21 protein-coding genes are annotated in these 20460 nt (G+C 43.4%); 11 read left to right on the forward strand and 10 right to left on the reverse strand.

Translation table 11 applies throughout. From position 1 onward, the window contains the following. Nucleotides 1-69: 69 nt before the first annotated feature. Nucleotides 70-1047, forward strand: coding sequence for an acyl transferase (locus B4Q04_RS01685; RefSeq protein ID WP_088695822.1), 978 nt, complete (start codon nt 70-72; stop codon nt 1045-1047). On the opposite strand, the gene B4Q04_RS01690 is transcribed toward B4Q04_RS01685, so the two are convergent. Both B4Q04_RS01690 and tyrS read right to left on the reverse strand, forming a co-directional pair. Then, nucleotides 1044-1574 (reverse strand): hypothetical protein, encoded by a 531-nt coding sequence (locus tag B4Q04_RS01690; protein ID WP_013992667.1) that lies wholly within the window; start codon nt 1572-1574, stop codon nt 1044-1046. The two genes, B4Q04_RS01685 and B4Q04_RS01690, sit on opposite strands and share 4 nt — an antisense overlap. Nucleotides 1575-1659: 85 nt before the next feature. Continuing rightward, the gene (gene tyrS / locus B4Q04_RS01695) at nt 1660-2955 is read right to left on the reverse strand and encodes a tyrosine--tRNA ligase (protein WP_088695823.1); all 1296 of its coding nucleotides are present in this window, start codon (nt 2953-2955) and stop codon (nt 1660-1662) included. A 104-nt stretch (nt 2956-3059) separates the two neighbouring features. Here tyrS and B4Q04_RS01700 point away from each other — a divergent pair, with 104 nt between their 5' ends. Then, a complete protein-coding gene (locus tag B4Q04_RS01700) occupies nt 3060-4067 on the forward strand; it encodes an NAD-dependent epimerase/dehydratase family protein (protein ID WP_088695824.1) in 1008 nt (335 codons plus the stop codon). On the opposite strand, the gene B4Q04_RS01705 is transcribed toward B4Q04_RS01700, so the two are convergent. Genes B4Q04_RS01705 through B4Q04_RS01715 form a run of 3 tightly spaced genes read right to left on the reverse strand, consistent with a single transcriptional unit; the run spans nt 4048 to nt 6536 of the window. Continuing rightward, nucleotides 4048-4470: a DUF4296 domain-containing protein gene (locus B4Q04_RS01705; protein WP_046287373.1), complete on the reverse strand. Its 423-nt coding sequence runs from the start codon at nt 4468-4470 to the stop codon at nt 4048-4050. The genes B4Q04_RS01700 and B4Q04_RS01705 overlap by 20 nt on opposite strands. A gap of 1 nt (nt 4471) precedes the next feature. After that, nucleotides 4472-5806, reverse strand: a complete 1335-nt coding sequence (locus tag B4Q04_RS01710) for a dihydroorotase (RefSeq protein ID WP_088695825.1) — start codon at nt 5804-5806, stop codon at nt 4472-4474. A gap of 1 nt (nt 5807) precedes the next feature. Beyond that, on the reverse strand, nt 5808-6536 hold the full coding sequence (locus tag B4Q04_RS01715) for a polyprenol monophosphomannose synthase (RefSeq protein ID WP_013992672.1): 729 nt from the start codon (nt 6534-6536) through the stop codon (nt 5808-5810). A gap of 162 nt (nt 6537-6698) precedes the next feature. Between B4Q04_RS01715 and B4Q04_RS01720 the strand changes: the two genes are divergently transcribed. Genes B4Q04_RS01720 through B4Q04_RS01730 form a run of 3 tightly spaced genes read left to right on the forward strand, consistent with a single transcriptional unit; the run spans nt 6699 to nt 9776 of the window. Further along, nucleotides 6699-8366, forward strand: a complete 1668-nt coding sequence (locus B4Q04_RS01720; protein ID WP_088695826.1) for an ArnT family glycosyltransferase — start codon at nt 6699-6701, stop codon at nt 8364-8366. Further along, on the forward strand, nt 8367-9023 hold the full coding sequence (locus B4Q04_RS01725; protein ID WP_013992674.1) for a DUF4271 domain-containing protein: 657 nt from the start codon (nt 8367-8369) through the stop codon (nt 9021-9023). It abuts the gene before it with no gap. A gap of 6 nt (nt 9024-9029) precedes the next feature. After that, entirely contained in the window at nt 9030-9776 is a 747-nt protein-coding gene (locus tag B4Q04_RS01730) for a uroporphyrinogen-III synthase (protein WP_013992675.1), read from the forward strand. Between the two features lie 82 nt (nt 9777-9858). Here B4Q04_RS01730 and pckA read toward each other — a convergent pair whose 3' ends face one another. Then, the gene (gene pckA / locus B4Q04_RS01735; RefSeq protein ID WP_088695827.1) at nt 9859-11457 is read right to left on the reverse strand and encodes a phosphoenolpyruvate carboxykinase (ATP); all 1599 of its coding nucleotides are present in this window, start codon (nt 11455-11457) and stop codon (nt 9859-9861) included. Between the two features lie 85 nt (nt 11458-11542). Continuing rightward, a complete protein-coding gene (locus B4Q04_RS01740; RefSeq protein WP_088695828.1) occupies nt 11543-11929 on the reverse strand; it encodes a DUF423 domain-containing protein in 387 nt (128 codons plus the stop codon). A gap of 81 nt (nt 11930-12010) precedes the next feature. Here B4Q04_RS01740 and B4Q04_RS01745 point away from each other — a divergent pair, with 81 nt between their 5' ends. From B4Q04_RS01745 to B4Q04_RS01760, 4 genes are all read left to right on the forward strand, one after another. After that, nucleotides 12011-13390, forward strand: a complete 1380-nt coding sequence (locus B4Q04_RS01745; RefSeq protein WP_088695829.1) for a saccharopine dehydrogenase family protein — start codon at nt 12011-12013, stop codon at nt 13388-13390. A gap of 95 nt (nt 13391-13485) precedes the next feature. Next, nucleotides 13486-13956 carry an Lrp/AsnC ligand binding domain-containing protein gene (locus B4Q04_RS01750; RefSeq protein ID WP_013992679.1) on the forward strand — a complete coding sequence of 157 codons (471 nt, stop codon included), beginning with the start codon at nt 13486-13488 and terminating at the stop codon, nt 13954-13956. A gap of 40 nt (nt 13957-13996) precedes the next feature. Next, nucleotides 13997-14323 carry a hypothetical protein gene (locus B4Q04_RS01755; protein ID WP_046287374.1) on the forward strand — a complete coding sequence of 109 codons (327 nt, stop codon included), beginning with the start codon at nt 13997-13999 and terminating at the stop codon, nt 14321-14323. A gap of 107 nt (nt 14324-14430) precedes the next feature. Next, on the forward strand, nt 14431-14943 hold the full coding sequence (locus tag B4Q04_RS01760) for a ferritin (protein ID WP_013992681.1): 513 nt from the start codon (nt 14431-14433) through the stop codon (nt 14941-14943). Between the two features lie 74 nt (nt 14944-15017). Here B4Q04_RS01760 and B4Q04_RS01765 read toward each other — a convergent pair whose 3' ends face one another. The 3 genes from B4Q04_RS01765 to B4Q04_RS01775 all read right to left on the reverse strand — a co-directional run bounded on the left by B4Q04_RS01765 (nt 15018) and on the right by B4Q04_RS01775 (nt 19142). After that, entirely contained in the window at nt 15018-15713 is a 696-nt protein-coding gene (locus tag B4Q04_RS01765) for a zinc metallopeptidase (RefSeq protein ID WP_013992682.1), read from the reverse strand. Nucleotides 15714-15923: 210 nt separating this feature from the next. After that, on the reverse strand, nt 15924-16178 hold the full coding sequence (locus B4Q04_RS01770; protein WP_013992683.1) for a SemiSWEET family sugar transporter: 255 nt from the start codon (nt 16176-16178) through the stop codon (nt 15924-15926). A gap of 27 nt (nt 16179-16205) precedes the next feature. After that, a complete protein-coding gene (locus B4Q04_RS01775) occupies nt 16206-19142 on the reverse strand; it encodes a leucine--tRNA ligase (protein WP_088695830.1) in 2937 nt (978 codons plus the stop codon). Between the two features lie 80 nt (nt 19143-19222). On the opposite strand from B4Q04_RS01775, the gene B4Q04_RS01780 reads away from it, so the two are divergent. Both B4Q04_RS01780 and B4Q04_RS01785 read left to right on the forward strand, forming a co-directional pair. Then, entirely contained in the window at nt 19223-20101 is an 879-nt protein-coding gene (locus B4Q04_RS01780) for a cell division protein FtsX (RefSeq protein WP_013992685.1), read from the forward strand. 88 nt (nt 20102-20189) lie between these two features. Further along, the gene (locus B4Q04_RS01785; RefSeq protein WP_013992686.1) at nt 20190-20459 is read left to right on the forward strand and encodes a DUF3098 domain-containing protein; all 270 of its coding nucleotides are present in this window, start codon (nt 20190-20192) and stop codon (nt 20457-20459) included. The last annotated feature ends 1 nt before the right edge of the window (nt 20460 follow it).

Here is a 20460-nt window from a genome sequence, read left to right on the forward strand (position 1 = left end):
CACTTTTACCCATATCGTTTATTTTATACGGCAAAGGATATCGCTACTTTTGCCAAAGTATTTTCAATTATGGACGGTAAGCAAATCTTCAATATCGAATCAAAAGGTGAATTTGATGTACAGGCCCTCAAAGTCTTTAGGCATCAATATGACCAAAATGAGGTGTATCGTGAATTTTGTTCGTATTTGGGAAAATCTACCGAGAACGTCAGGGATATAAGCGAAATTCCCTTCCTCCCCATTTCCTTCTTTAAATCGAAGGAAATCATTTCCGGAAAAAAACACCCGGAAGCCATCTTTACAAGTAGTGGTACCACCGGAAGCCAGACCAGCAAGCATATTGTAAACCGCATCGCCCTTTACGAGCAGAGTTTTCGAAAAGCTTTTAGCCTGTTTTATGGAAACATAGAAGACTATTGCGTATTGGCCCTACTACCTTCTTATCTCGAACGTGAGGGATCTTCGCTCATCTACATGGTAGACGACATGATCCAAAAGAGCAAACACCCCGACAGCGGCTTCTACCTTCACGACCTTGATGGTCTGCGAGAAAAATTGATCGCCCTAGATGCCAGCGGGCAGAAAGTTCTATTGATAGGAGTGTCTTTTGCCCTTCTCGATATGACAGAGAGCCACTCGCTTCGGCTAAACCATACCATTGTTATGGAAACTGGAGGGATGAAAGGGCGCAGAAAAGAATTGATCCGCGAAGAATTGCACCACATCCTAAAAAAAGGATTCGGTGTTCAGTCCATACATTCCGAATATGGAATGACCGAACTACTGTCACAGGGCTACTCTAAGGGAAACGGTATTTTTGAGACCCCACCTTGGATGAAAATACTAATACGCGATACTGAGGATCCATTGACCTATCAAGGCCATCAAAAAACGGGAGGCATAAATGTCATCGATTTAGCCAATATAGATTCTTGCGCCTTTATCGCAACGCAAGACCTAGGCAAAACCTATACAAACGGTAGCTTTGAGGTGCTCGGTAGGTTTGATCATTCCGATGTAAGGGGATGCAATCTAATGGTGCTTTAAAGCCCCAGGATCTTGGCATCTACAAAGAAAGTAGAATTCACGTCAATTTCATGATCCGTACTGATCAATTCATCCGTCACCGTTTTTAAACGAAGGTTGAACTTGTCTTTTTTAATATATTCTTTTAAGTCTACATCAAGTACATCTACATCTAAAACATCGCCTACATTTTCATCGACAACCTCTTTTGAAGCTATTTTAATCTCATCAAGGCCCTCTGCTGAAATATAAACGACCAAGGACTCAAGAAAACTAAAATCACTATCGTCAGGTGATGTGATTACCAGCTGTAACCGGGTCAGTTTAATTTCCTCGATAAGGTCTTTACGGGTATCGTTTACCTCAAACTGCGAATCTGAATTGGTTTCCATGTCCGGTGTGAACATGTCGAACGGAAGGTCTACACCCGCCGTAGAAGGGATGGTTACCTGACTTTTATATTCTAGATCGAACTTGGTGAGTTCATCTAACTTATCACAAGAAACGAGCGTTACAAAAACGGCGAGAACCAATATAAAAATACGCATCAAATAAAGGGTTTAAAAACGTTACTGTTCGATAACGCCTTTAAACCCCTTTTATTCTAATTATCCGGCAATTAACATCGCCCGATCAGTTCACTACCAAAACAAAATAGTTCTTTTTGCCTCGTTGCAAGAGTACAAATTTGCCATTGATCAGATCGTTTTCGCCAATCTGGTAATCGGCCTTTACTTTTTCCTTGTTTACGGAAATGGAATTCTGCTTCAGCTCCCTACGGGCTTCACTGTTGGAAGTCAAGAATCCGGTCTTATCGGCCAAAGCCCCGATCATATCCAATCCGGGAGTGAGCTCAGACTTCGAAATTTCAGCCTGTGGCACACCGTCAAAAACATCTAAAAAAGTCTTTTCGTCCAAGTTTTTAAGGTCTTCCGAAGTCGACTTTCCAAAAAGGATATTACTTGCTTTTTGGGCATTCCCCAAATCTTCCTGTGAATGCACCATTACGGTAATCTCTTCTGCCAAGCGCTTCTGCAAGACCCTCATATGTGGGGCTTCTTGATGCTCCTTTATCAATGCCTCTATTTCGTCCTTACTCAGAAAAGTAAATATTTTGATGTATTTCTCGGCATCGACATCTGAGGTATTCAACCAATATTGATAAAACTTATAGGGGGAGGTCCGCTCCGCATCCAACCAAATATTACCGCCTTCGGTCTTACCGAACTTGGTTCCATCGGCCTTGGTAATCAACGGACAGGTCAAGGCATAGCCTTTTCCATTTCCTATTCTTCGGATCAGCTCAGTACCTGTAGTAATGTTTCCCCACTGATCACTACCTCCCATTTGCAAGGTGCAATTATAATTTTGATAGAGGTATAGAAAATCGTAGCCCTGTACCATCTGATAAGTGAACTCGGTAAAGGACATTCCTTCTTTAGATTCGGCCGAAAGTCGTTTTTTTACGGAATCCTTGGCCATCATATAGTTTACGGTAATGTGTTTTCCAACATCCCTGATAAAATCCAAGAAGGTAAAGTCTTTCATCCAGTCGTAATTATTGACCAAAATCGCGGCATTCTCGGCATCGCCATCAAAATCCAAAAATCGCGACAACTGCCCTTTTATGGCTTCTTGATTATACCGAAGGGTAGCTTCATCCAACAGATTACGCTCTGCCGATTTTCCGGAAGGATCCCCGATCATGCCCGTGGCACCGCCAATAAGGGCATAAGGCTTATGGCCGGCCAACTGAAAATGGCGGAGCATCATCACCCCTACCAAATGACCGATGTGCAATGAATCTGCGGTCGGGTCTATACCTACATAGGCCGATTGCATTTCATTCATCAGGTGTTCTTCCGTTCCGGGCATCGCATCGTGCAACATGCCTCTCCATTTTAATTCTTCTACAAAGTTTGAAGTCATGTTCGTTCTGTTCTGAAAATTGAGCTACAAATATAAAAGTAAATCATCGCCCAACCCCCGAATAATAGCGGAAATTATTCCCGGCGATTTGCTAACTTTGAGGCATGGTATTGGTAACGGGCGGAACGGGGTTAGTAGGCTCACATCTTTTATTGAAATTGGTGCAGAACGGTGATTCCGTTCGAGCCATATATAGGAAAGGCAGTAATCTTGAGCGCGTAGCCAAGGTCTTTGGCTATTATACCGACGATGCCCAAGCCCTTTTCAATAAAATAGAATGGGTCGAGGCCGATATTACCGACATTCCCGCCCTTGAAAGCGCCTTTGACCAGGTCAGCCAAGTCTACCATACCGCTGCCCTTATTTCCTTCGACCCTAAAAAATTCGACATCCTCGAAAAAATAAATACCGAGGGCACGGCCAATGTGGTCAACCTCTGTATTGCCCACAAAATCAAAAAACTGTGCTACACCAGTACGATCGGGGCTATCGGCAAAAGCATGGGCAATGCCATGGCCAACGAAGAAAACCCGTGGACATCAAGAGAGGCCAATGTATACGGACTCACAAAACAGGCTGCGGAAATGGAGGTTTGGCGCGGCTCACAGGAAGGACTATCGGTAGTAATGGTAAATCCGGGGGTAATTATCGGCCCGGGCTTTTGGAACAGTGGCAGTGGCGACCTTTTTACCGTCGCCCAAAAAGGATATCGTTTTTACCCCCCTGGGGGAACCGGCTTTATAACCGTTTACGATGTAGTTAAAATGATGGTGTCGTTAATGGGTTCCGAAATCAGCAATGAACGCTATATTGCCGTGGCCGAGAACCTGACGTTTAAAGAAATCCTTACAAAGATTACATCTGAACTGGGTATCAAGCCCCCCACTACCCCATTAAAATATTGGCAACTTGAAGTCGGAAGGTGGTTCGACTGGCTTAAAAACCTCTTCCTTCAAAATGGGCGCCGGATTACAAAAAACTCCATCCGCTCCTTAAAAAATAGGGAAATATACGACAACCAAAAAATCAAGACCGACCTTGGTTTTGAGTTCGAAGCCCTAGACGAAGCTATATCGTTTTGCTGTAAGCGGTTTACCGAAGAGTGTCTTTAGCCTTTTTGGCCTTTGCTTTTTCCCTTTCGAGTTTTTCCTTGGCCACCCGAATACTGTCGTTCAGTTTTTTTTGCTCTTCCAGTTCCTTGCTTTTTTTCTCAAGGTTGGTCTCTACCTTTTTATAGATTTTTTCGTACTCTACGGGAAGTGAAGCGTAGTAACGGTCGCTTTCCACGAATTGCAGACTGTCAATGTCGTATTTTTTAAAGATATAGTCCATGGGCTCAATGCCGTTTTCCCTAAGCACTTCCAAATTGGTCGTCTTGGCGGCATTGACAATAGCCAGGTCTTGGAGTATCTCAACCATTTTTTCTTGAGGAATGAGGTTTTCCGGCTTCTCTAAAAGTGTTTCGTTGCACGAGACCAAAACCAAAAACATCAAGGCTATCGTTAAAAATCTCATATTATCTATTGAAGGTTAGTCGTTTTGCCCTGCGTTCGGCAGAGAAATTTCCATTTTCATAGGCCAAATGACCGTTTACAAAGGTATGCGTAACGGTCGACTTAAACGTAGTGCCTTCAAAAGGCGACCATTTACACTTGTAAGCGATGTTCTCCTTGGTCACTTGATAAGGCGCATTTAGATCCACCACTACCAAATCGGCAAAATACCCTTCCCTGATAAAACCTCGTTTCTCAATCTGAAAAAGTATGGCCGGGTTATGGCTCATTTTCTGTACTACCTTTTCCAGTGAAATCACCTTTTCCCGAACCTTTTCCAACAGGGCGGGAAGCGCATGTTGCACCAAGGGACCGCCCGAAGGGGCTTTGGTATATACATTATCTTTTTCGCCCAACAAATGTGGGGCGTGGTCAGTAGCGATCACATCTATACGGTCGTCCAGCAAGGCCTTCCACAAGCGGTCTCTATCCTCTGCGGCCTTTACGGCCGGATTCCACTTGATCAAGGTGCCCTTGGTGTCATAATCCTCCTCGGAAAACCAAAGGTGGTGCACACATACTTCGGCCGTTATCTTTTTCTGCTCTAGCGGGATATCGTTTCTAAAAAGATCCGTTTCCTTTCCGGTAGACAAATGAAACACATGCAGTCTCGCCCCGGTTTTTTCGGCCAGTGCTATGGCTTTCGAAGACGAAAGGTAGCACGCTTCGACACTACGGATCTTAGGATGGTATTTTACGGGAATGTCATCTCCGTACTTCGCCTTATACTCGGCGAGGTTTCTTTTTATAGTCCCCTCATCTTCGCAATGGGCGGAAATCACCATTTCGGTGTTCTTGAAAATCTTCTCTATAACCTCCTCGTCATCGACCAGCATATTACCTGTTGAAGACCCCAAAAAGAGTTTCACTCCCGAGCAGGCATTTTTATCCAATCGCTTTAACTCTTCCAGGTTGTCATTGGTACCCCCAAAAAGAAAAGAATAATTGGCAAAGCTAGACCGGGCGCCCATTTCAAATTTCTCTTCGAGCTTTTCAATGGTTGTCGTCTGAGGTGTGGTATTGGGCTGTTCCATATAAGTGGTAATCCCTCCGGCTACCGCCGCCCTACTTTCTGAGGCAATGTCGCCCTTATGAGTGAGGCCCGGCTCCCTAAAATGTACCTGGTCGTCGATTACCCCCGGTAAAAGGTACCTGCCCTGAACATCGATTACTTCGGCAGTATCATCTGAGATATTGGCGGCTATCTTCTCTATCAAGTCGCCCTTTATCAAAAGATCTCCTTCAAAAATCGAGTTTTCGTTTACGATTCTGGCATTCTTTATCAACACTTTTCCCATACTAAAACCTAGATTTTTGAAACATGCTCCGTATTTTCATCATAAAAACACCAAAGATGGCCTCTTTTATTATAGATCCCGACATTTTCGATTTTCCCCTGACCCTATCCCTAAAAATAATGGAAACCTCTTCTATCTTATAATTCTTTAGATAGGCCCTGAATTTCATTTCTATCTGAAAAGCATAACCTACAAAGCGAACGGAATCTAAATTGATATTTTCTAAGACATGACGCCTATAGACCACAAAACCAGCCGTCGGATCGTGAACGCGCATTCCGGTAATCATCTTTACATAAAACGAGGCCCCATACGATAGCAAGACACGTTGAAGCGGCCAATCGACCACGTTCACCCCTTTTTTATATCGGGAACCTACCACCACATCGGCTCCATTGGCACAAGCCCTGTACAACCTTAACAGGTCTTCGGGATTGTGTGAAAAATCGGCATCCATCTCAAAAATATAATCGTACTTCCTTTCAATGGCCCATTTGAACCCATGAATGTAGGCCGTACCCAAACCCGATTTCTCTTTACGTACTTCCAGGAAGAGTTGTTCCGGAAATTCTTGCTGCAACTCCTCTACCTTTGCAGATGTCCCATCGGGAGAGTTGTCATCAACTATCAAAACATGAAATTTCTTATTGAGGACAAAGACAGCTCGAATTATAGCTTCTATATTCTCTATCTCATTGTAGGTGGGGATTATAACTAGACTATCTGACACGGATACGATTGAGTTTTGACAAAAATAGCATTTTAAAAGTCACCGAAAAATGACAACTATCGAATTGTGATATTTTTAAAGGTTGGCTATCTATCAGAATTTGTAATTTTGAGCGTTGTTAATTGTGACAGGCCAAGCCTAAACCCGAGATCCCGACCAAGAATGAAGTCTAAACTACCCCGATTATTTTTAATTATACTAGGAATTGGTTTTCTGATCAACCTGCTTCAGTCGTATTTTACACCGCTCATTTTTGATGAGGCCTATTATTGGCATTTCGCAAAAAAGATGTCTTGGGGCTATTTTGACCACCCGCCCCTAGTGGCCCTGCTCATTAAGATCAGCAGCTTTTTCTTTGATGGCGAGCTTGGGGTTCGTTTTATGAGCTGTGTACTGTCTACCGCCACATTGCTGATTTTGTGGAACACCATAGACCACCCGAAAAAAAACCAATATGTAGTGCATTATTTTGTACTCGCCTACTCGATGACGCTCTTGAACGCCTATGGTTTTTTTACACTGCCCGACACCCCATTGTTGTTCTTTACGGCACTCTTGCTCTTCCTCTATAAAAAATTCCTGGAAAAGCCCGGATTATTATGGGGCATTGCTATGGGCATCGCCATGGCAGGCTTGATGTACAGTAAATACCACGCCGCCCTGGTCATCATCTTCATTCTGTTGTCTAACCTAAAACTGGTCTTCAACAAATATGCATGGCTCTCGGTATTCATTGCGCTGTTATGTTACACCCCCCATTTCATCTGGCTTTACGAAAACGAGTTCGTCACCATAAACTACCATCTTTTCGACCGCCCCAACGACCCCTATAATTTTAATAAATACACCCTCGGCTATTTTGTAAACTTATTGGCGCTCTTCGGCCTCACCTTTCCATGGGTGTATTGGGCCCTTTTTAAGACCAAGGCCAACGATAAATTTACAAGGGCCTTATTATTTCTCGTTTACGGGGTACTTATTTTCTTCTTTATCTCAAGCTTTAACCGAAGAATACAGACCCAATGGATCATTGTCATATCCATTCCGCTTGTCATAATCGTATTCCGTTTTATGATGGAAAATGAGGTGGCGAAAAAATGGATCTATAGAATGGGGCTGACAAACATCGCCCTGATCTTATACCTCAGGGTAGGACTGGTATACGAACCCATGTCGCCCATTTATTATGAAACCCATGGGAACATAGCCTTGGCCGAAGATGTACGGGCAGCCGTAGGCGACATGCCCTTGGTCTTTGAGAACTCTTATAGAAAAGCCCCTATGTTCGCCTTTTATTCCGGCAACACTACCTACTCGCTCAACAACGAAAGCTATCGCCGAAACCAATATTCCATAGACGATTCCGAATCGAAGGTGCAGCACCAAAAAGTACTTTACCTTTCTGGCCGTGCCTCGAATGCCGACCTTACTTTCACAAAAAGTAACGGCAGTAAAATCTACGGCAGATACATCGACAACTTTGAATCGTTCAGAAAGCTAAAAACCTTGCTCGATGGACCTATCGATTTCAACCTTGAAAAAGAACAGACCTTTCAACTGTACAATCCCTACGATTTTGAAATCGACCTGAGCAAATTGCGCTTTAATGTAGCGTATATGACCGATTTCAAGATCGTCATTGACCGCCTGCCCATTAGCCCAAAACCCAATGACCCGAACATAACGAGCATTGGGGCGAAGGATACGATCACCTACACCTTTAAATTTCCAGAGCCCAAAAAATTAAAAGACCCAAAATACGTTAGAATAGGTATTATGGAGAACGGCATGAATTACGGCATCAACGGAAAAAACACCAAAATCAAATAAATGGAACCGATACTACGCACCGCGGGAACAGCCGACTGGATTACGATAATACTTATCGGCAGTATCTTATTCTTGGTCTTGGCAAAGCGCCTGTTCTATAGTCGGTTCTTGAATTTTATTATACTGCCCTTCAACAACAAGTACATTTTCATGTATGGCAAAAAAGAAAAACTGATGAACTGGTTTCATATCTTTTTTACCATTTTTCAGGTCATCAACTTTGCCTTGTTCATTTTCTTGGCTAGACAGGTTTTAAGGGAAAGCACCGAAGACATTTACCCGTTTATATATCCTATTATTTTAGCGTGTCTTTTTGGGTTTATTGTCGTAAAAATTATCTTACAGCTAGGTAACGGCTTCATTTTTGGCTCCATAAAGACCATAGGTGAACTTATTTTTAAAAAATTATCATACCTAAATTATAGTGGTATTATCATGTTTTTGGCCAACGTTATATTGGCCTACGTTGCGCAGGGCTCGAAAACCGTGGTGTATATCGCCATATTGTTGGTCCTCTTAATCAATGTAATCGGGTGGGTTACAGTATTAAGGAATCATCAAAAATTCATCACCAACTACTTTTTCTATTTTATTTTGTACCTTTGCGCTCTCGAAATTTCCCCATTTGTTATCATTGGCAGTTATCTTAAACAATAGGTTTATATGAAAGTAAAAACGATTTTGGTCTCGCAACCAGAACCGAAGATGGAAAACTCACCGTATTCGAAACTGATTGACAAGGAAAAAGTCAAAGTAGACTTTAGGCCTTTTATTCATGTTGAGGGTGTGGATGCTAAAGATGTGCGCCAGCAAAAAATAGATTTGAAAAACTATACGGCTATCATCTTGACCAGCCGCAACGCCGTTGACCATTTCTTCCGCATTGCCGAAGAAATGCGCTTTAAGGTACCCGACTCTATGAAGTATTTTTGCCAGTCGGAAGCCGTAGCGTACTATTTACAAAAATATGTAGTATACCGGAAGCGTAAAATCTATGTCGGCAAGCGAAATTTTGCCGATTTGGTTCCTTTGTTCAAAAAGTACAAAGGCGAAAAATTCCTTTTACCTTCATCTGATGCCCTCAAACCCATCATTCCAGAAATTTTGGACGGATTGGACATTGAATGGAAGCGTGGTATTTTTTACAAGACCGTGATAAGCGACTTATCTGACCTTCGCGATGTATACTATGATATCTTGGTATTCTTTAGCCCTTCGGGTATTGAATCCTTGCTACAGAATTTTCCGGATTTTGAGCAAAACGATACGCGCATTGCCGTATTCGGCAACTCGACCATAGATGCCGCTACCCAAGCCGGCCTACGCATAGACATCAAGGCTCCAACGCCTGAAACACCGTCTATGACCATGGCACTTCAAAAGTACATTACTACGGTAAACAAGAAATAAGACTTCTTGATTCAAAAACATATAAAAAACCCCCTGTTCACGAACAGAGGGTTTTCTATATTTCCAGTCTTTCGGTCGACATTTAAAACGCATAGCGCTGCGGTCCACCCCTTCGGATTTCCTCGCTGGCATAGGCTTCAAACTTCTTAAAGTTCTCCCTAAAGGCATTCGTCAACTTAAAGGCCGTAGTATAATAGGCTTCATCATCGTTCCATGTCGTACGCGGACTCAATACACTGGTAGGTACCCCTGGGCATTCCCTTGGCTGTGCAACACCAAACACCGAATGGATATGGTAATCATCATAGGTATATAGCCCCAAGTCCCCATTGAGCACGGCATTGATCATAGCCCGGGTATACTTTAGCTTCATACGCGTACCTACTCCGTAAGGACCTCCGGTCCACCCTGTATTGACCAGCCAAACGTTCACCCCGGCTTCTTTCATTTTCCTACTTAGCATTTCGGCGTATTTGGCCGGATGCAAGGGCATAAACGGTGCTCCGAAACAGGCGGAAAAAGAAGGAACAGGCTCGACTACCCCAGCTTCGGTGCCCGCAACCTTGGCGGTATAGCCCGAAATGAAATGATAGGCCGCTTGGCTCGGGGTCAATTTCGATATGGGAGGCAATACACCAAAGGCATCGGCCGTAAGGAAGAATATATTCTTAGGATTCTTACCCATGGAAGGTCGCTGCACGTTCTCAATATGGTAGATAGGATAACTCACCCTTGTGTTTTGTGTTATGGAAGTATCGGCAAAATCGACATTACCGGCCTCATCCATGACCACATTCTCTAAAATGGCGCCTTTTTTGATAGCACCGAAGATTTCGGGTTCGTTCTCTTGCGAAAGGTTGATGACCTTGGCATAGCAACCACCCTCAAAATTAAAAACGGCATTCTCATTGTTCCAACCGTGCTCATCGTCACCAATAAGTTTTCGTGAGGCATCGGTAGACAAAGTCGTTTTTCCAGTACCCGAAAGACCAAAGAATATAGCCGTATCACCATCTTTACCCACATTTGCCGAGCAGTGCATCGGCAAGGTTTTCTTCTCTACAGGAAGTATAAAGTTCAGCGCTGAGAAAATCCCTTTTTTAATTTCGCCAGTGTAGCCCGTACCCCCGATAAGCACAATTTTTCGGGTGAAGTTCAAAATTGCGAAATTGTGTTGTCGCGTACCATCGATTTCGGCATCGGCCCTAAAGCCCGGGGCATTTATCACCGTCCACTCCGGGTCAAAATTTCGCAATTCCTCTTCCGTAGGCCTGATGAACATATTATAGGCAAATTGATTTGCCCAAGGATGCTCATTGATGACCCTAATATCAATTCGATAATTAGGATCGGCACAGGCGTAACAATCGCGCACGTACAACTCCCTTTCATTCAGATAGGCAATCACCTTGTCATAAAGCGCATCGAACTTAGAGGGCTCAAAGGGAAGGTTGATATCGCCCCACCATACTTTTTTTTCGGTAATCTTATCTTTTACGATAAACCGATCCTTAGGCGACCTACCGGTAAATTCCCCGGTATTTACCGCCAAGGCCCCAGAAGAGGCTTCCTTTCCCATCTTCTTCTCAAGAGCAATGGCATGTAGCTCTGAAGGAGACAGCTGATAATGCAGATTATCGTGCGTGATACCGTACGATTTTAAAGAAATAGATTTTCTCATTTTTTGTGAATTGTTAATTCAGAGTTTGTTTTCGGGTATAAAATTATCAAAATAATAACTTTATATGCCTTAAAATGAGAATTTATTAGCGCAAATATTTATATACCCGATATCCAAATAGGCCCCAACCTACAATAAGCAAGGTACCGCCCAATGGGGTTACCAGACCGATTACCCTAAAATCAAAATCGGTCAGACTGTTAATCGCCAAGAGGTAAATAGAGAAAGAAAAACAAAAAATTCCCACCAACACAAAATAGAAAACCAACTTTTTACTAGCTTCGGGCAATGCTTGCATATTACCTAAAACCAACAACAGCAAGGCATGGTACATTTGGTATCTTACCCCGGTCTCAAAAGTTTGAATCGCATCGGCATCTACTAATTTTTCCAAACCATGAGCACCAAAAGCACCCAAAATGACAGCCATAGCCCCTAGGACGATTCCTGTTAGAAATATTGTTTTGTTCATAACTTATATGATGTATTTTTTTATAAATATAACAATCACTACCTTAGTCTCTCGTTATACCTATTAAAAGTACAAAACTAAATGTCGCGAAATATACTTGTTATCGGAGCAGGGAAATCTACCTCCTATCTTCTGGATTATTTTCTCGAAAAATCTAATGAAGAGCAACTTCACCTTACCATTGGCGACCTCAATCCAGAGTCCATTTACAAAGCCGTCAAAGACCATAAAAACTGTACGGTAATTCAACTCGACATACAGAACGAAGCCGCAAGAAAGAAAGCCATATTCGAAAGCGACATTGTGGTCTCTATGCTTCCCGCATTCTTGCACAGTAAGGTTGCCGTCGATTGTTTGGCATTGAACAAGCACTTGGTTACGGCTTCCTATGTAAGCGATAGCCTAAAGGACTTGGAGGCAGAGGTAAAGAAGAGGGGACTGGTATTTATGAATGAAATAGGCCTCGATCCCGGTATCGACCATATGAGTGCCATGCAGATCATTGACAGGATCAGGGACAAAGGCGGAAAAATACTGCTTTTTGAGTCGTTTTGCGGGGGATTGGTCGCTCCTGAAAGTGACGACAACCTATGGAATTACAAATTCACCTGGAATCCGCGAAACGTTGTCCTTGCAGGTCAAGGTGGTGCGGCAAAGTTTATTCAGGAAGGCACCTACAAATATCTTCCCTACCATAAACTGTTCCGGCGCACCGAATTTTTCGACATTGAAGGCTATGGCCGTTTTGAAGGCTACGCCAATCGAAACTCTTTAAATTACAGGGAAGCCTACGGCCTGCAAGATGTGCTCACCCTCTATCGGGGTACGATGCGCCGGGTGGGGTTTTCAAAAGCCTGGAACATGTTCGTACAACTGGGCATGACCGACGACAGTTATACCATTGAGAACTCCGAGAACATGTCTTACCGCGAGTTCACCAACCTATTTCTGCCGTATTCCCCAACAGATTCGGTAGAACTAAAACTTAGGCATTACCTTAAAATCGACCAAGACGACATTATGTGGGAAAAGCTCTTGGAGCTCGACCTTTTTAACGACCAAAAGTCCATTCCGTTAAAACATGCCACCCCGGCCCAGATTCTTCAATACATACTGGAAAAGAGCTGGAACCTCAACGACGATGATAAGGACATGATCGTTATGTACCATAAAATAGGTTACGAACTTCAAGGCCACAAATACCAAATCGATGCCAATATGGTCGTCATTGGCGAGAACCGAATCCATACGGCCATGGCCAAGACGGTAGGACTACCCGTAGCCATCGCCACCTTGGCCATCCTGAACAAAAAGATAAGCACCCCCGGCATACAAATACCCATCAAAAAAGAAGTGTACCAACCCCTATTAGAAGAACTTAAATCATATGGGATCCATTTTAAGGAATACAAAGTACCATACCTAGGCTATAATCCTGATTCCGTGTCCAATGAAGATTAAGCATATTCATTTAGGCTTTATCCAAAACGGCATTTACTAGCGGTATGAAATTCAAACAATAATAGCTACTTTTACCATCAAATTGAAACCCTGACATGAAACCAAGTAACGATAAAGTAAAAATTGACGGTATCGACAAAAAGATTCTAAGGTACTTGATGGAAGATGCCAGAAAGCCCATTCTGGAAATTGCCCGAAACATTGGTATATCTGGGGCGGCCATTCACCAACGCCTTAGAAAATTAGAGGCATCGGGATTACTGGCCGGTTCAAAATTTATAATCAACCCCAAGGTCATGGGCTACACCACCATGGCCTATATAGGCATATACCTCGACAAGGCCATGAGCAACCCTGTTGCAGTAAAACAACTCGAAAAGATTCCCGAAGTACTGGAATGCCACTATACCACGGGCAATTGGTCTATTCTCATAAAAGTGCTCTGTAAAGACAACGAACACCTGATGCACGTGCTGAACAAGGAAATTCAACAGATAGAAGGGGTATCGCGTACGGAAACCTTTATTTCCTTGGCCCAGCAAATTGATCGACAAATTCAGATCTAATATTTGTATTAAATCTAAATAAGGATTATTTTTGTCCTCAATGGTACGCATTCATTCATCACAATACTACTCATTTTTCCAATCGGATAAGGAAAGATGTTTTTATATAGACCTCGGTCAGAAGTTGGTGCGTTTATCGTTTTGCCAACTCTTATCGCTGCGTCAAAAAGTGTGGGGCATTACCATTGAACATCACTTTGACGAGGAAATCAACCCCCATGGAATAGAGATCCTGACCCTTTGCAACAGAGAACACCTTTTCGTATTGAACACCTTGGAAATTCTCGACCTCAAGGCCTTACTTAGCGATGTATTTTTTGTGCTCGGTATTGCCGCCCAAACGCCCTCCCTTACCTCCAAAATTTAAACCTTCCTATTTTTAACCAGTCTAAAACCAGTTATAAATTGGTTAACCCACTAGCTCTGTACACGCTTTTGTGATAACTTTACGTTAGACAGATAAAGAAAAAGACAATGAAAGATATAGCGAGACAACAGATGAGTATAAAGGTGGAAAGCATGGATATGCTTAACGCCCAAATACAAATGGAGGGAAAAGCATCTGCCTCTTATTTGGCCATGGCCTCTTGGTGCGATCAACGGGGTTATACGGGCAGCGCGGACTTTATGTACCAACAAGCGGCCGAGGAAAGGGAGCATATGATGAAGATTTTCAAGTTCGTCAACGATTGTGGCGGAAATGCCATTTCACCCGAAGTAACAAATATCAACCATGATTTCTCTTCCTTGGAGGAAGTTTTCGAAACGGCCTTGACCCAAGAAATAGAAGTAAGCAAATCGATCAATCGAATAGTTGCCACAGCCAGGAAGAACAGCGATTTTGGCGTTGAAAACTTCATGCAGTGGTTCATTACCGAACAATTGGAAGAGGAAAAGTCAATACGCGACATCTTAGACCTATTTGAACTGATGGGCCGCGACGGTATCGCCTTAAAACTGATCGATGAACGTATCAATGCAGCATAACACTTAGACTAACTCAAGAAAAAGGCTGTCTAAATATTTAGACAGCCTTTTTTATATGCTTATGGTTTCTTGAATTAATCCCTTCCTCCAAGTACTTGCATTCCCCAATAGACCAAGGTAGCCAAAGAACCGATAGCCGCTACCAAGTAGGTTCGCGCAGCCCACTTTAAGGCATCCTCTGAGCCCTTGTATTCTTGCGGGGTTACTATGTTCTTTGCTTTCAACCAAGCCAAGGCCCGGTTACTGGCATCGTATTCTACAGGTAGGGTGATAAAACTGAACAGGGTGGCCATGCCCATCATAACCAATCCGGCAACCGCAATCCAGTACCCAAGACCGACACCTGCGGCAGCACCTAGCATCAGACCGCCAAAAACGACCCACATAGACATTCCTGAGGTAACGCTTACTACAGGCACCAATTTAGAACGCATGGTCAACCATTCATACGCCTGTGCATGTTGTACGGCGTGTCCGCATTCATGGGCCGCTACCGCAGCAGAGGCCGCATTTCTTTGGTTATACACACCTTCACTTAGATTTACCGTTTTGTTCTTTGGGTTGTAATGATCGGTAAGCATACCGGCGGTAGAAACAACCTTAACATCGCGAATACCATGGTCGGCCAACATTTTTTCGGCTATTTCGGCACCGCTCATTCCATTGCTCAAATGCACCTTGGAATAATACTTAAACTTGCTCTTGAGCTTACTGCTCACCAACCAGCTTACTAAAGCTATGGCTCCTATCAAAATATAATATCCCATCATAACTATATTCCTTTTTAAAATTAAATTTAAAGATAATCAAAAACTCTTCATTTCATATACCGGCTCACTTCCCGTGAAAGCGAAGTGCGGCTTTTCATAATCCAGACGAAGGCAGACCCTCTGCAATCCGTTACCTTAGCAAAAGCAAAAACCCCGCCAAAAGGAATTGACAAGGTTTTACGAGATAGATTCTGCCAAAATGTCTTTGGCTTATTTGTACTTGAACTTTAAAACCAGCATTAAAAAAAGGAGGCAGGCCGTTACGGCATTGGCCAAGGTAACAGGCAGGCTACTGATCATCAAACCGTATACCAGCCACAGGACCACCCCTACAAATAGCACCAGATAGGTCGTAAGCGAAATGTCTTTGGTAGATTTGTCTACCCAAGTTTTGTAGACCTGGGGTACATAGCCGGCCGTGGTCAAAATAGCGGCCACCAACCCGAGAATTTCAATATAGTCCATATTATACCAAGTTGATGGCCGTATAGCTTAGCCTACGATGTTAACAATTTTACCGGGCACCACGATTACTTTTTTAGGCGTACGCCCTTGCAATTGCTGTTGCGTTTTTTCATGGGCCATTACCGCCGCCTCAATTTCATCTTTGCTCAAGTCTAGCGGGAGTTCAAGTTTAAAACGCATTTTTCCGTTAAAGGAAACCGGGTATTCCTTACTGCTTTCCACCAGGTATTTTTCTTCGAATTTCGGAAAAGGTACCGTAGCGATCGAACCCTCATGGCCCAACTTGCTCCAAAGCTCCTCGGCAATATGGGGGGCGTAGGGCGATACTAAAATTGCCAAGGGCTCCAATACCGCACGGCTGTTACATTTCTGCGAACTCAATTCGTTTACTGCGATCATAAAGGTAGATACCGAGGTATTGAAACTAAAGTTCTCAATATCTCCCTCAACTTTTTTAATGGTCTTGTGCAGGGTCTTGTAACTGTCTTTTGACGGTTCTGCTTCCGACACCTCAAAGGCACCTTCAGGACCCGAATGGTACAAACGCCATAGTTTTTTCAAGAAACTGTGCACCCCCGTGATACCCGCAGTGTTCCATGGCTTGGATTGCTCCAAGGGCCCTAAGAACATTTCGTACAGACGCAATGAATCGGCTCCGTACTCCTCACAAATGGCATCGGGGTTGACCACGTTGTACTTGGACTTGGACATTTTCTCTACTTCGCGGCCAACAATGTATTTATCATTATCTCCATCAATCACCTCCCCATTTTCTCCAATAAAAACAGCTTCCCCATATTCTTCTCGCCAATTCCTGAATAACTCTAGATTCAATTCATCTGAAGCGTTTACAAAAGAAACATCAACTCTAATTGGCCTAATACCTAATGTCAAAGCCTTAAACTCCGAATTAGGGCCATATTTTTCATGTACAACCTTTAAGGCTTTATTTATTACCTCAAATTTATTATCATTTTTAACTTTTAAAGACAAATAAACCTTTGGCAAGCCCAAAGTACCTAACAATTCATACACAAAAGCACTCGTCCCCGTAATCATCCCCTGGTTGATCAACTTTTTAGCAAATTCATCTTTAGGCACCAAACCTAGATCGAACATAAACTTCTGCCAGAACCTGCTGTAGAGCAAGTGGCCGGTAGCGTGCTCGCTACCGCCAATATACAAGTCCACATCTTGCCAGTATTCTATGGCTTCCTTAGAGAAGATCTCGTTCTCGTTATGCGGGTCCATGTACCTATTAAAGTACTGTGAGCTTCCCGCCCAACCTGGCATAGTGTTCAACTCAAGAGGAAAAACAGTTTTATTATCAATCTTATCATTGGCTACAACTTCATTTTTCCCTGTATCCCAAGCCCAAACGGTAGCATTGCCCAAAGGCGGCTCCCCGGTTTCGGTAGGCAAATATTTATCGACCTCCGGTAATTTTATAGGTAAATGTTCAGGAGCGATCATCTGTGGCATTCCATCTACATAATACACAGGAAAAGGCTCGCCCCAATAGCGCTGACGGCTAAAAACGGCATCGCGCAGACGGTAGTTGACCTTACCTTTTCCCACACCCAATTTTTCCAATTCGGCAATGGCCTTTGAAGTAGCCTCCTTATAGCCCAAGCCATTCAAAAAGTCGGAATTGGCAATAACGGTGGTCGCCTTATCGGCAAAGGCTTCCTCCGATATATCGACCCCTTCAAAAATATTTGGGATAGGAATATTGAAATGCTTTGCAAAATCGTAGTCCCTTTGATCCCCACAAGGCACCGACATTACGGCTCCCGTACCATATCCGGCCAACACATAGTCACCGATCCAAACCGGAATCGGCTCTTTGGTAAACGGATGCTCGGCATAGGCTCCGGTAAAAGCACCTGAAATGGTCTTTACATCGGCCATACGTTCCCGTTCGCTACGTTTGGCCGTAGCTTCTATATAGGCCTCCACCTCCGCCTTCTGTTCGGGCGTGGTTATCTTGGTGACCAGTTCGTGCTCTGGGGCCAAGGTCATAAAACTCACCCCAAAAATAGTATCGGGACGGGTCGTAAATACGGCTATCTTATGTTCCGACCCTTTTAAGGCGAACTCCACCTCGGCACCTTCACTTCTACCGATCCAGTTGATCTGTGAATCTTTCAGGGGCTGCGGCCAATCTACCGTATCCAAGCCATCTAGCAAACGCTGGGCATAGGCTGTGATACGCATGCTCCACTGGGTCATTTTTTTACGGACTACCGGATGCCCCCCGCGTTCGGAGACCCCATTGACGATTTCGTCGTTGGCCAAGACCGTACCTAGGGCGGGACACCAGTTGACCTCGCTTTCCGCCAAATAGGTCAGGCGGTATTTTAATAAAATTTCTTGCTTTTCCTTAGCTGAAAAGGCCTTCCAATCGGCCGCCGAAAACTGCGTTATATCTTCATCACAAACCGCCTGTACATTTGCATTCCCCTCTTGTTCGAATATGGAAATCAAATCTTCAATAGCTTCCGCCTTATCCGAAGCTTTATTGTACCACGAATTGAACAACTGAATAAAGATCCACTGCGTCCATTTGTAATACTGCGGATCGGAAGTACGTACCTCACGGCTCCAATCAAAAGAAAAGCCCAACTGATCCAGTTGCCTCCTATAGGTTTTTATATTGGCTTCCGTAGTAATGGCAGGATGCTGTCCGGTCTGGATGGCATACTGCTCCGCCGGCAAGCCAAAAGAATCGTAGCCTTGCGGGTGCAAGACATTAAAACCTTTGTGTCTTTTATAGCGTGCATAGATATCACTGGCGATGTACCCGAGCGGATGCCCCACATGTAATCCGGCACCTGAAGGGTAAGGAAACATGTCCAACACATAGTACTTTGGTTTATCGGAATTGTTCTCGGCCTTGAAGGTTTCGTTCTTGGCCCAAAAGTCTTGCCAATCTTTCTCTATTTTCCTAAAATCGTAGTGCATCTGATATCTTTCTTTTCAATGTGGCGCAAAAATAAGTTTATTCAATTTACTTTCCTAAATTTACGCCCGTATACGCGATTATGGGTAAGTCTTTTGAACAATATCAGAAACAAAAATTGATATCATCTTATTTTTCGGTGGTATTGAGCATTGCTTTGGTGCTATTTTTATTAGGAATTTTGGGTCTTTTGGTCATCAACACCAAGAAGATGGCCGATCACTTTAAAGAACAGATCACCATTTCCATTTTCCTAAAGGATGAAGCCAAAGAGTCTGAAATAGACCAATTACAAAAAAACCTTTTACAGGCCGAACACACCAAAAGTGCGGTATTCGTCTCAAAAGAAGAGGCCGCCGAACAGCACAGCGAGGAAATAGGTGAGGATTTTCAGAATTTCTTAGGGTACAATCCGCTTAAAAACTCCATCGACCTGCAATTACGGGCCGATTATGTCACCCCCCAAGAAATCGATTCATTGGCCACCACCCTTGCCCAAAAGACCTATATAGAAGAAGTAAGTTATGACAAGCCCTTGGTCGGCCTGTTGAGCGAGAACGTAAAACGGATCAGCTTTTGGATCTTGATCGCCAGTGGCGTACTTACGTTTATCGCTATTTTACTCATCAACAGCTCTATACGATTGAGTATTTACTCCAAACGCTTTATCATCAAGACCATGCAAATGGTAGGGGCCACCAAGACCTTTATTCGTCGTCCTTTTATATGGATGAATATCAAACTGGGTATGTTCGGGGCCCTAACCGCGCTTTTGGCCTTGACCGGGATCTTGTATTATTTAGACCAAAACTTTCCGGAACTGGAACTTTTTAAAGATATGGAACAACTGGGCATGCTCTATGCGGCAATTTTTGTCTTGGGTATTTTCATCTCACTGATCAGCACCTTTTTCGCAACACAACGGTTCTTGAACCTCAGGACCGATGAACTCTATTATTAAGCCCGCCAATATCGGCAGAAATACCCTTGAAACAATAAACCTTTACGACCATAAACTTTTTTAAATAGAACTTCGTTAAATTTGCAGCATGGGTAAGAAACAAAAAGAACACACAGGCAAACAGGTCACGCAAGAATTCATTTTTCAGAAAAAGAACTACACCTTCTTTTTCGTCGGTCTTGCATTTATAGCCATCGGCTTTATACTCATGAGCGGCGGCGGTAGTGATGACCCTAATGTATTCAACGAAGACATCTACAGTTTCAGAAGGATACGCTTAGCACCTACCCTAGTATTAATTGGATTAGGTATTGAGATATACGCCATATTGTTGAATCCGCACAAGAAGAAAGACTAAT

It is taken from the genome of Zobellia sp. OII3 (assembly GCF_002211465.1).
GTDB lineage: Bacteria > Bacteroidota > Bacteroidia > Flavobacteriales > Flavobacteriaceae > Zobellia > Zobellia galactanivorans.

What these genes read in the sequence shown, in the direction of transcription:
- B4Q04_RS01770 (WP_013992683.1), bottom strand. Translation starts at nt 16,178, where the DNA reads ATGGACTATATTGAAATTCTCGGGTTGGTGGCCGCTATTTTGACCACG.
- B4Q04_RS01705 (WP_046287373.1), bottom strand. Translation starts at nt 4,470, where the DNA reads ATGAGATTTTTAACGATAGCCTTGATGTTTTTGGTTTTGGTCTCGTGC.
- B4Q04_RS01725 (WP_013992674.1), top strand. Translation starts at nt 8,367, where the DNA reads ATGGAACCGATACTACGCACCGCGGGAACAGCCGACTGGATTACGATA.
- B4Q04_RS01700 (WP_088695824.1), top strand. Translation starts at nt 3,060, where the DNA reads ATGGTATTGGTAACGGGCGGAACGGGGTTAGTAGGCTCACATCTTTTA.
- B4Q04_RS01745 (WP_088695829.1), top strand. Translation starts at nt 12,011, where the DNA reads ATGTCGCGAAATATACTTGTTATCGGAGCAGGGAAATCTACCTCCTAT.
- B4Q04_RS01740 (WP_088695828.1), bottom strand. Translation starts at nt 11,929, where the DNA reads ATGAACAAAACAATATTTCTAACAGGAATCGTCCTAGGGGCTATGGCT.
- B4Q04_RS01750 (WP_013992679.1), top strand. Translation starts at nt 13,486, where the DNA reads ATGAAACCAAGTAACGATAAAGTAAAAATTGACGGTATCGACAAAAAG.
- B4Q04_RS01755 (WP_046287374.1), top strand. Translation starts at nt 13,997, where the DNA reads ATGGTACGCATTCATTCATCACAATACTACTCATTTTTCCAATCGGAT.
- B4Q04_RS01785 (WP_013992686.1), top strand. Translation starts at nt 20,190, where the DNA reads ATGGGTAAGAAACAAAAAGAACACACAGGCAAACAGGTCACGCAAGAA.
- B4Q04_RS01775 (WP_088695830.1), bottom strand. Translation starts at nt 19,142, where the DNA reads ATGCACTACGATTTTAGGAAAATAGAGAAAGATTGGCAAGACTTTTGG.
- B4Q04_RS01720 (WP_088695826.1), top strand. Translation starts at nt 6,699, where the DNA reads ATGAAGTCTAAACTACCCCGATTATTTTTAATTATACTAGGAATTGGT.
- B4Q04_RS01685 (WP_088695822.1), top strand. Translation starts at nt 70, where the DNA reads ATGGACGGTAAGCAAATCTTCAATATCGAATCAAAAGGTGAATTTGAT.
- B4Q04_RS01760 (WP_013992681.1), top strand. Translation starts at nt 14,431, where the DNA reads ATGAAAGATATAGCGAGACAACAGATGAGTATAAAGGTGGAAAGCATG.
- tyrS (WP_088695823.1), bottom strand. Translation starts at nt 2,955, where the DNA reads ATGACTTCAAACTTTGTAGAAGAATTAAAATGGAGAGGCATGTTGCAC.
- B4Q04_RS01780 (WP_013992685.1), top strand. Translation starts at nt 19,223, where the DNA reads ATGGGTAAGTCTTTTGAACAATATCAGAAACAAAAATTGATATCATCT.
- B4Q04_RS01690 (WP_013992667.1), bottom strand. Translation starts at nt 1,574, where the DNA reads ATGCGTATTTTTATATTGGTTCTCGCCGTTTTTGTAACGCTCGTTTCT.
- pckA (WP_088695827.1), bottom strand. Translation starts at nt 11,457, where the DNA reads ATGAGAAAATCTATTTCTTTAAAATCGTACGGTATCACGCACGATAAT.
- B4Q04_RS01710 (WP_088695825.1), bottom strand. Translation starts at nt 5,806, where the DNA reads ATGGGAAAAGTGTTGATAAAGAATGCCAGAATCGTAAACGAAAACTCG.
- B4Q04_RS01765 (WP_013992682.1), bottom strand. Translation starts at nt 15,713, where the DNA reads ATGATGGGATATTATATTTTGATAGGAGCCATAGCTTTAGTAAGCTGG.
- B4Q04_RS01730 (WP_013992675.1), top strand. Translation starts at nt 9,030, where the DNA reads ATGAAAGTAAAAACGATTTTGGTCTCGCAACCAGAACCGAAGATGGAA.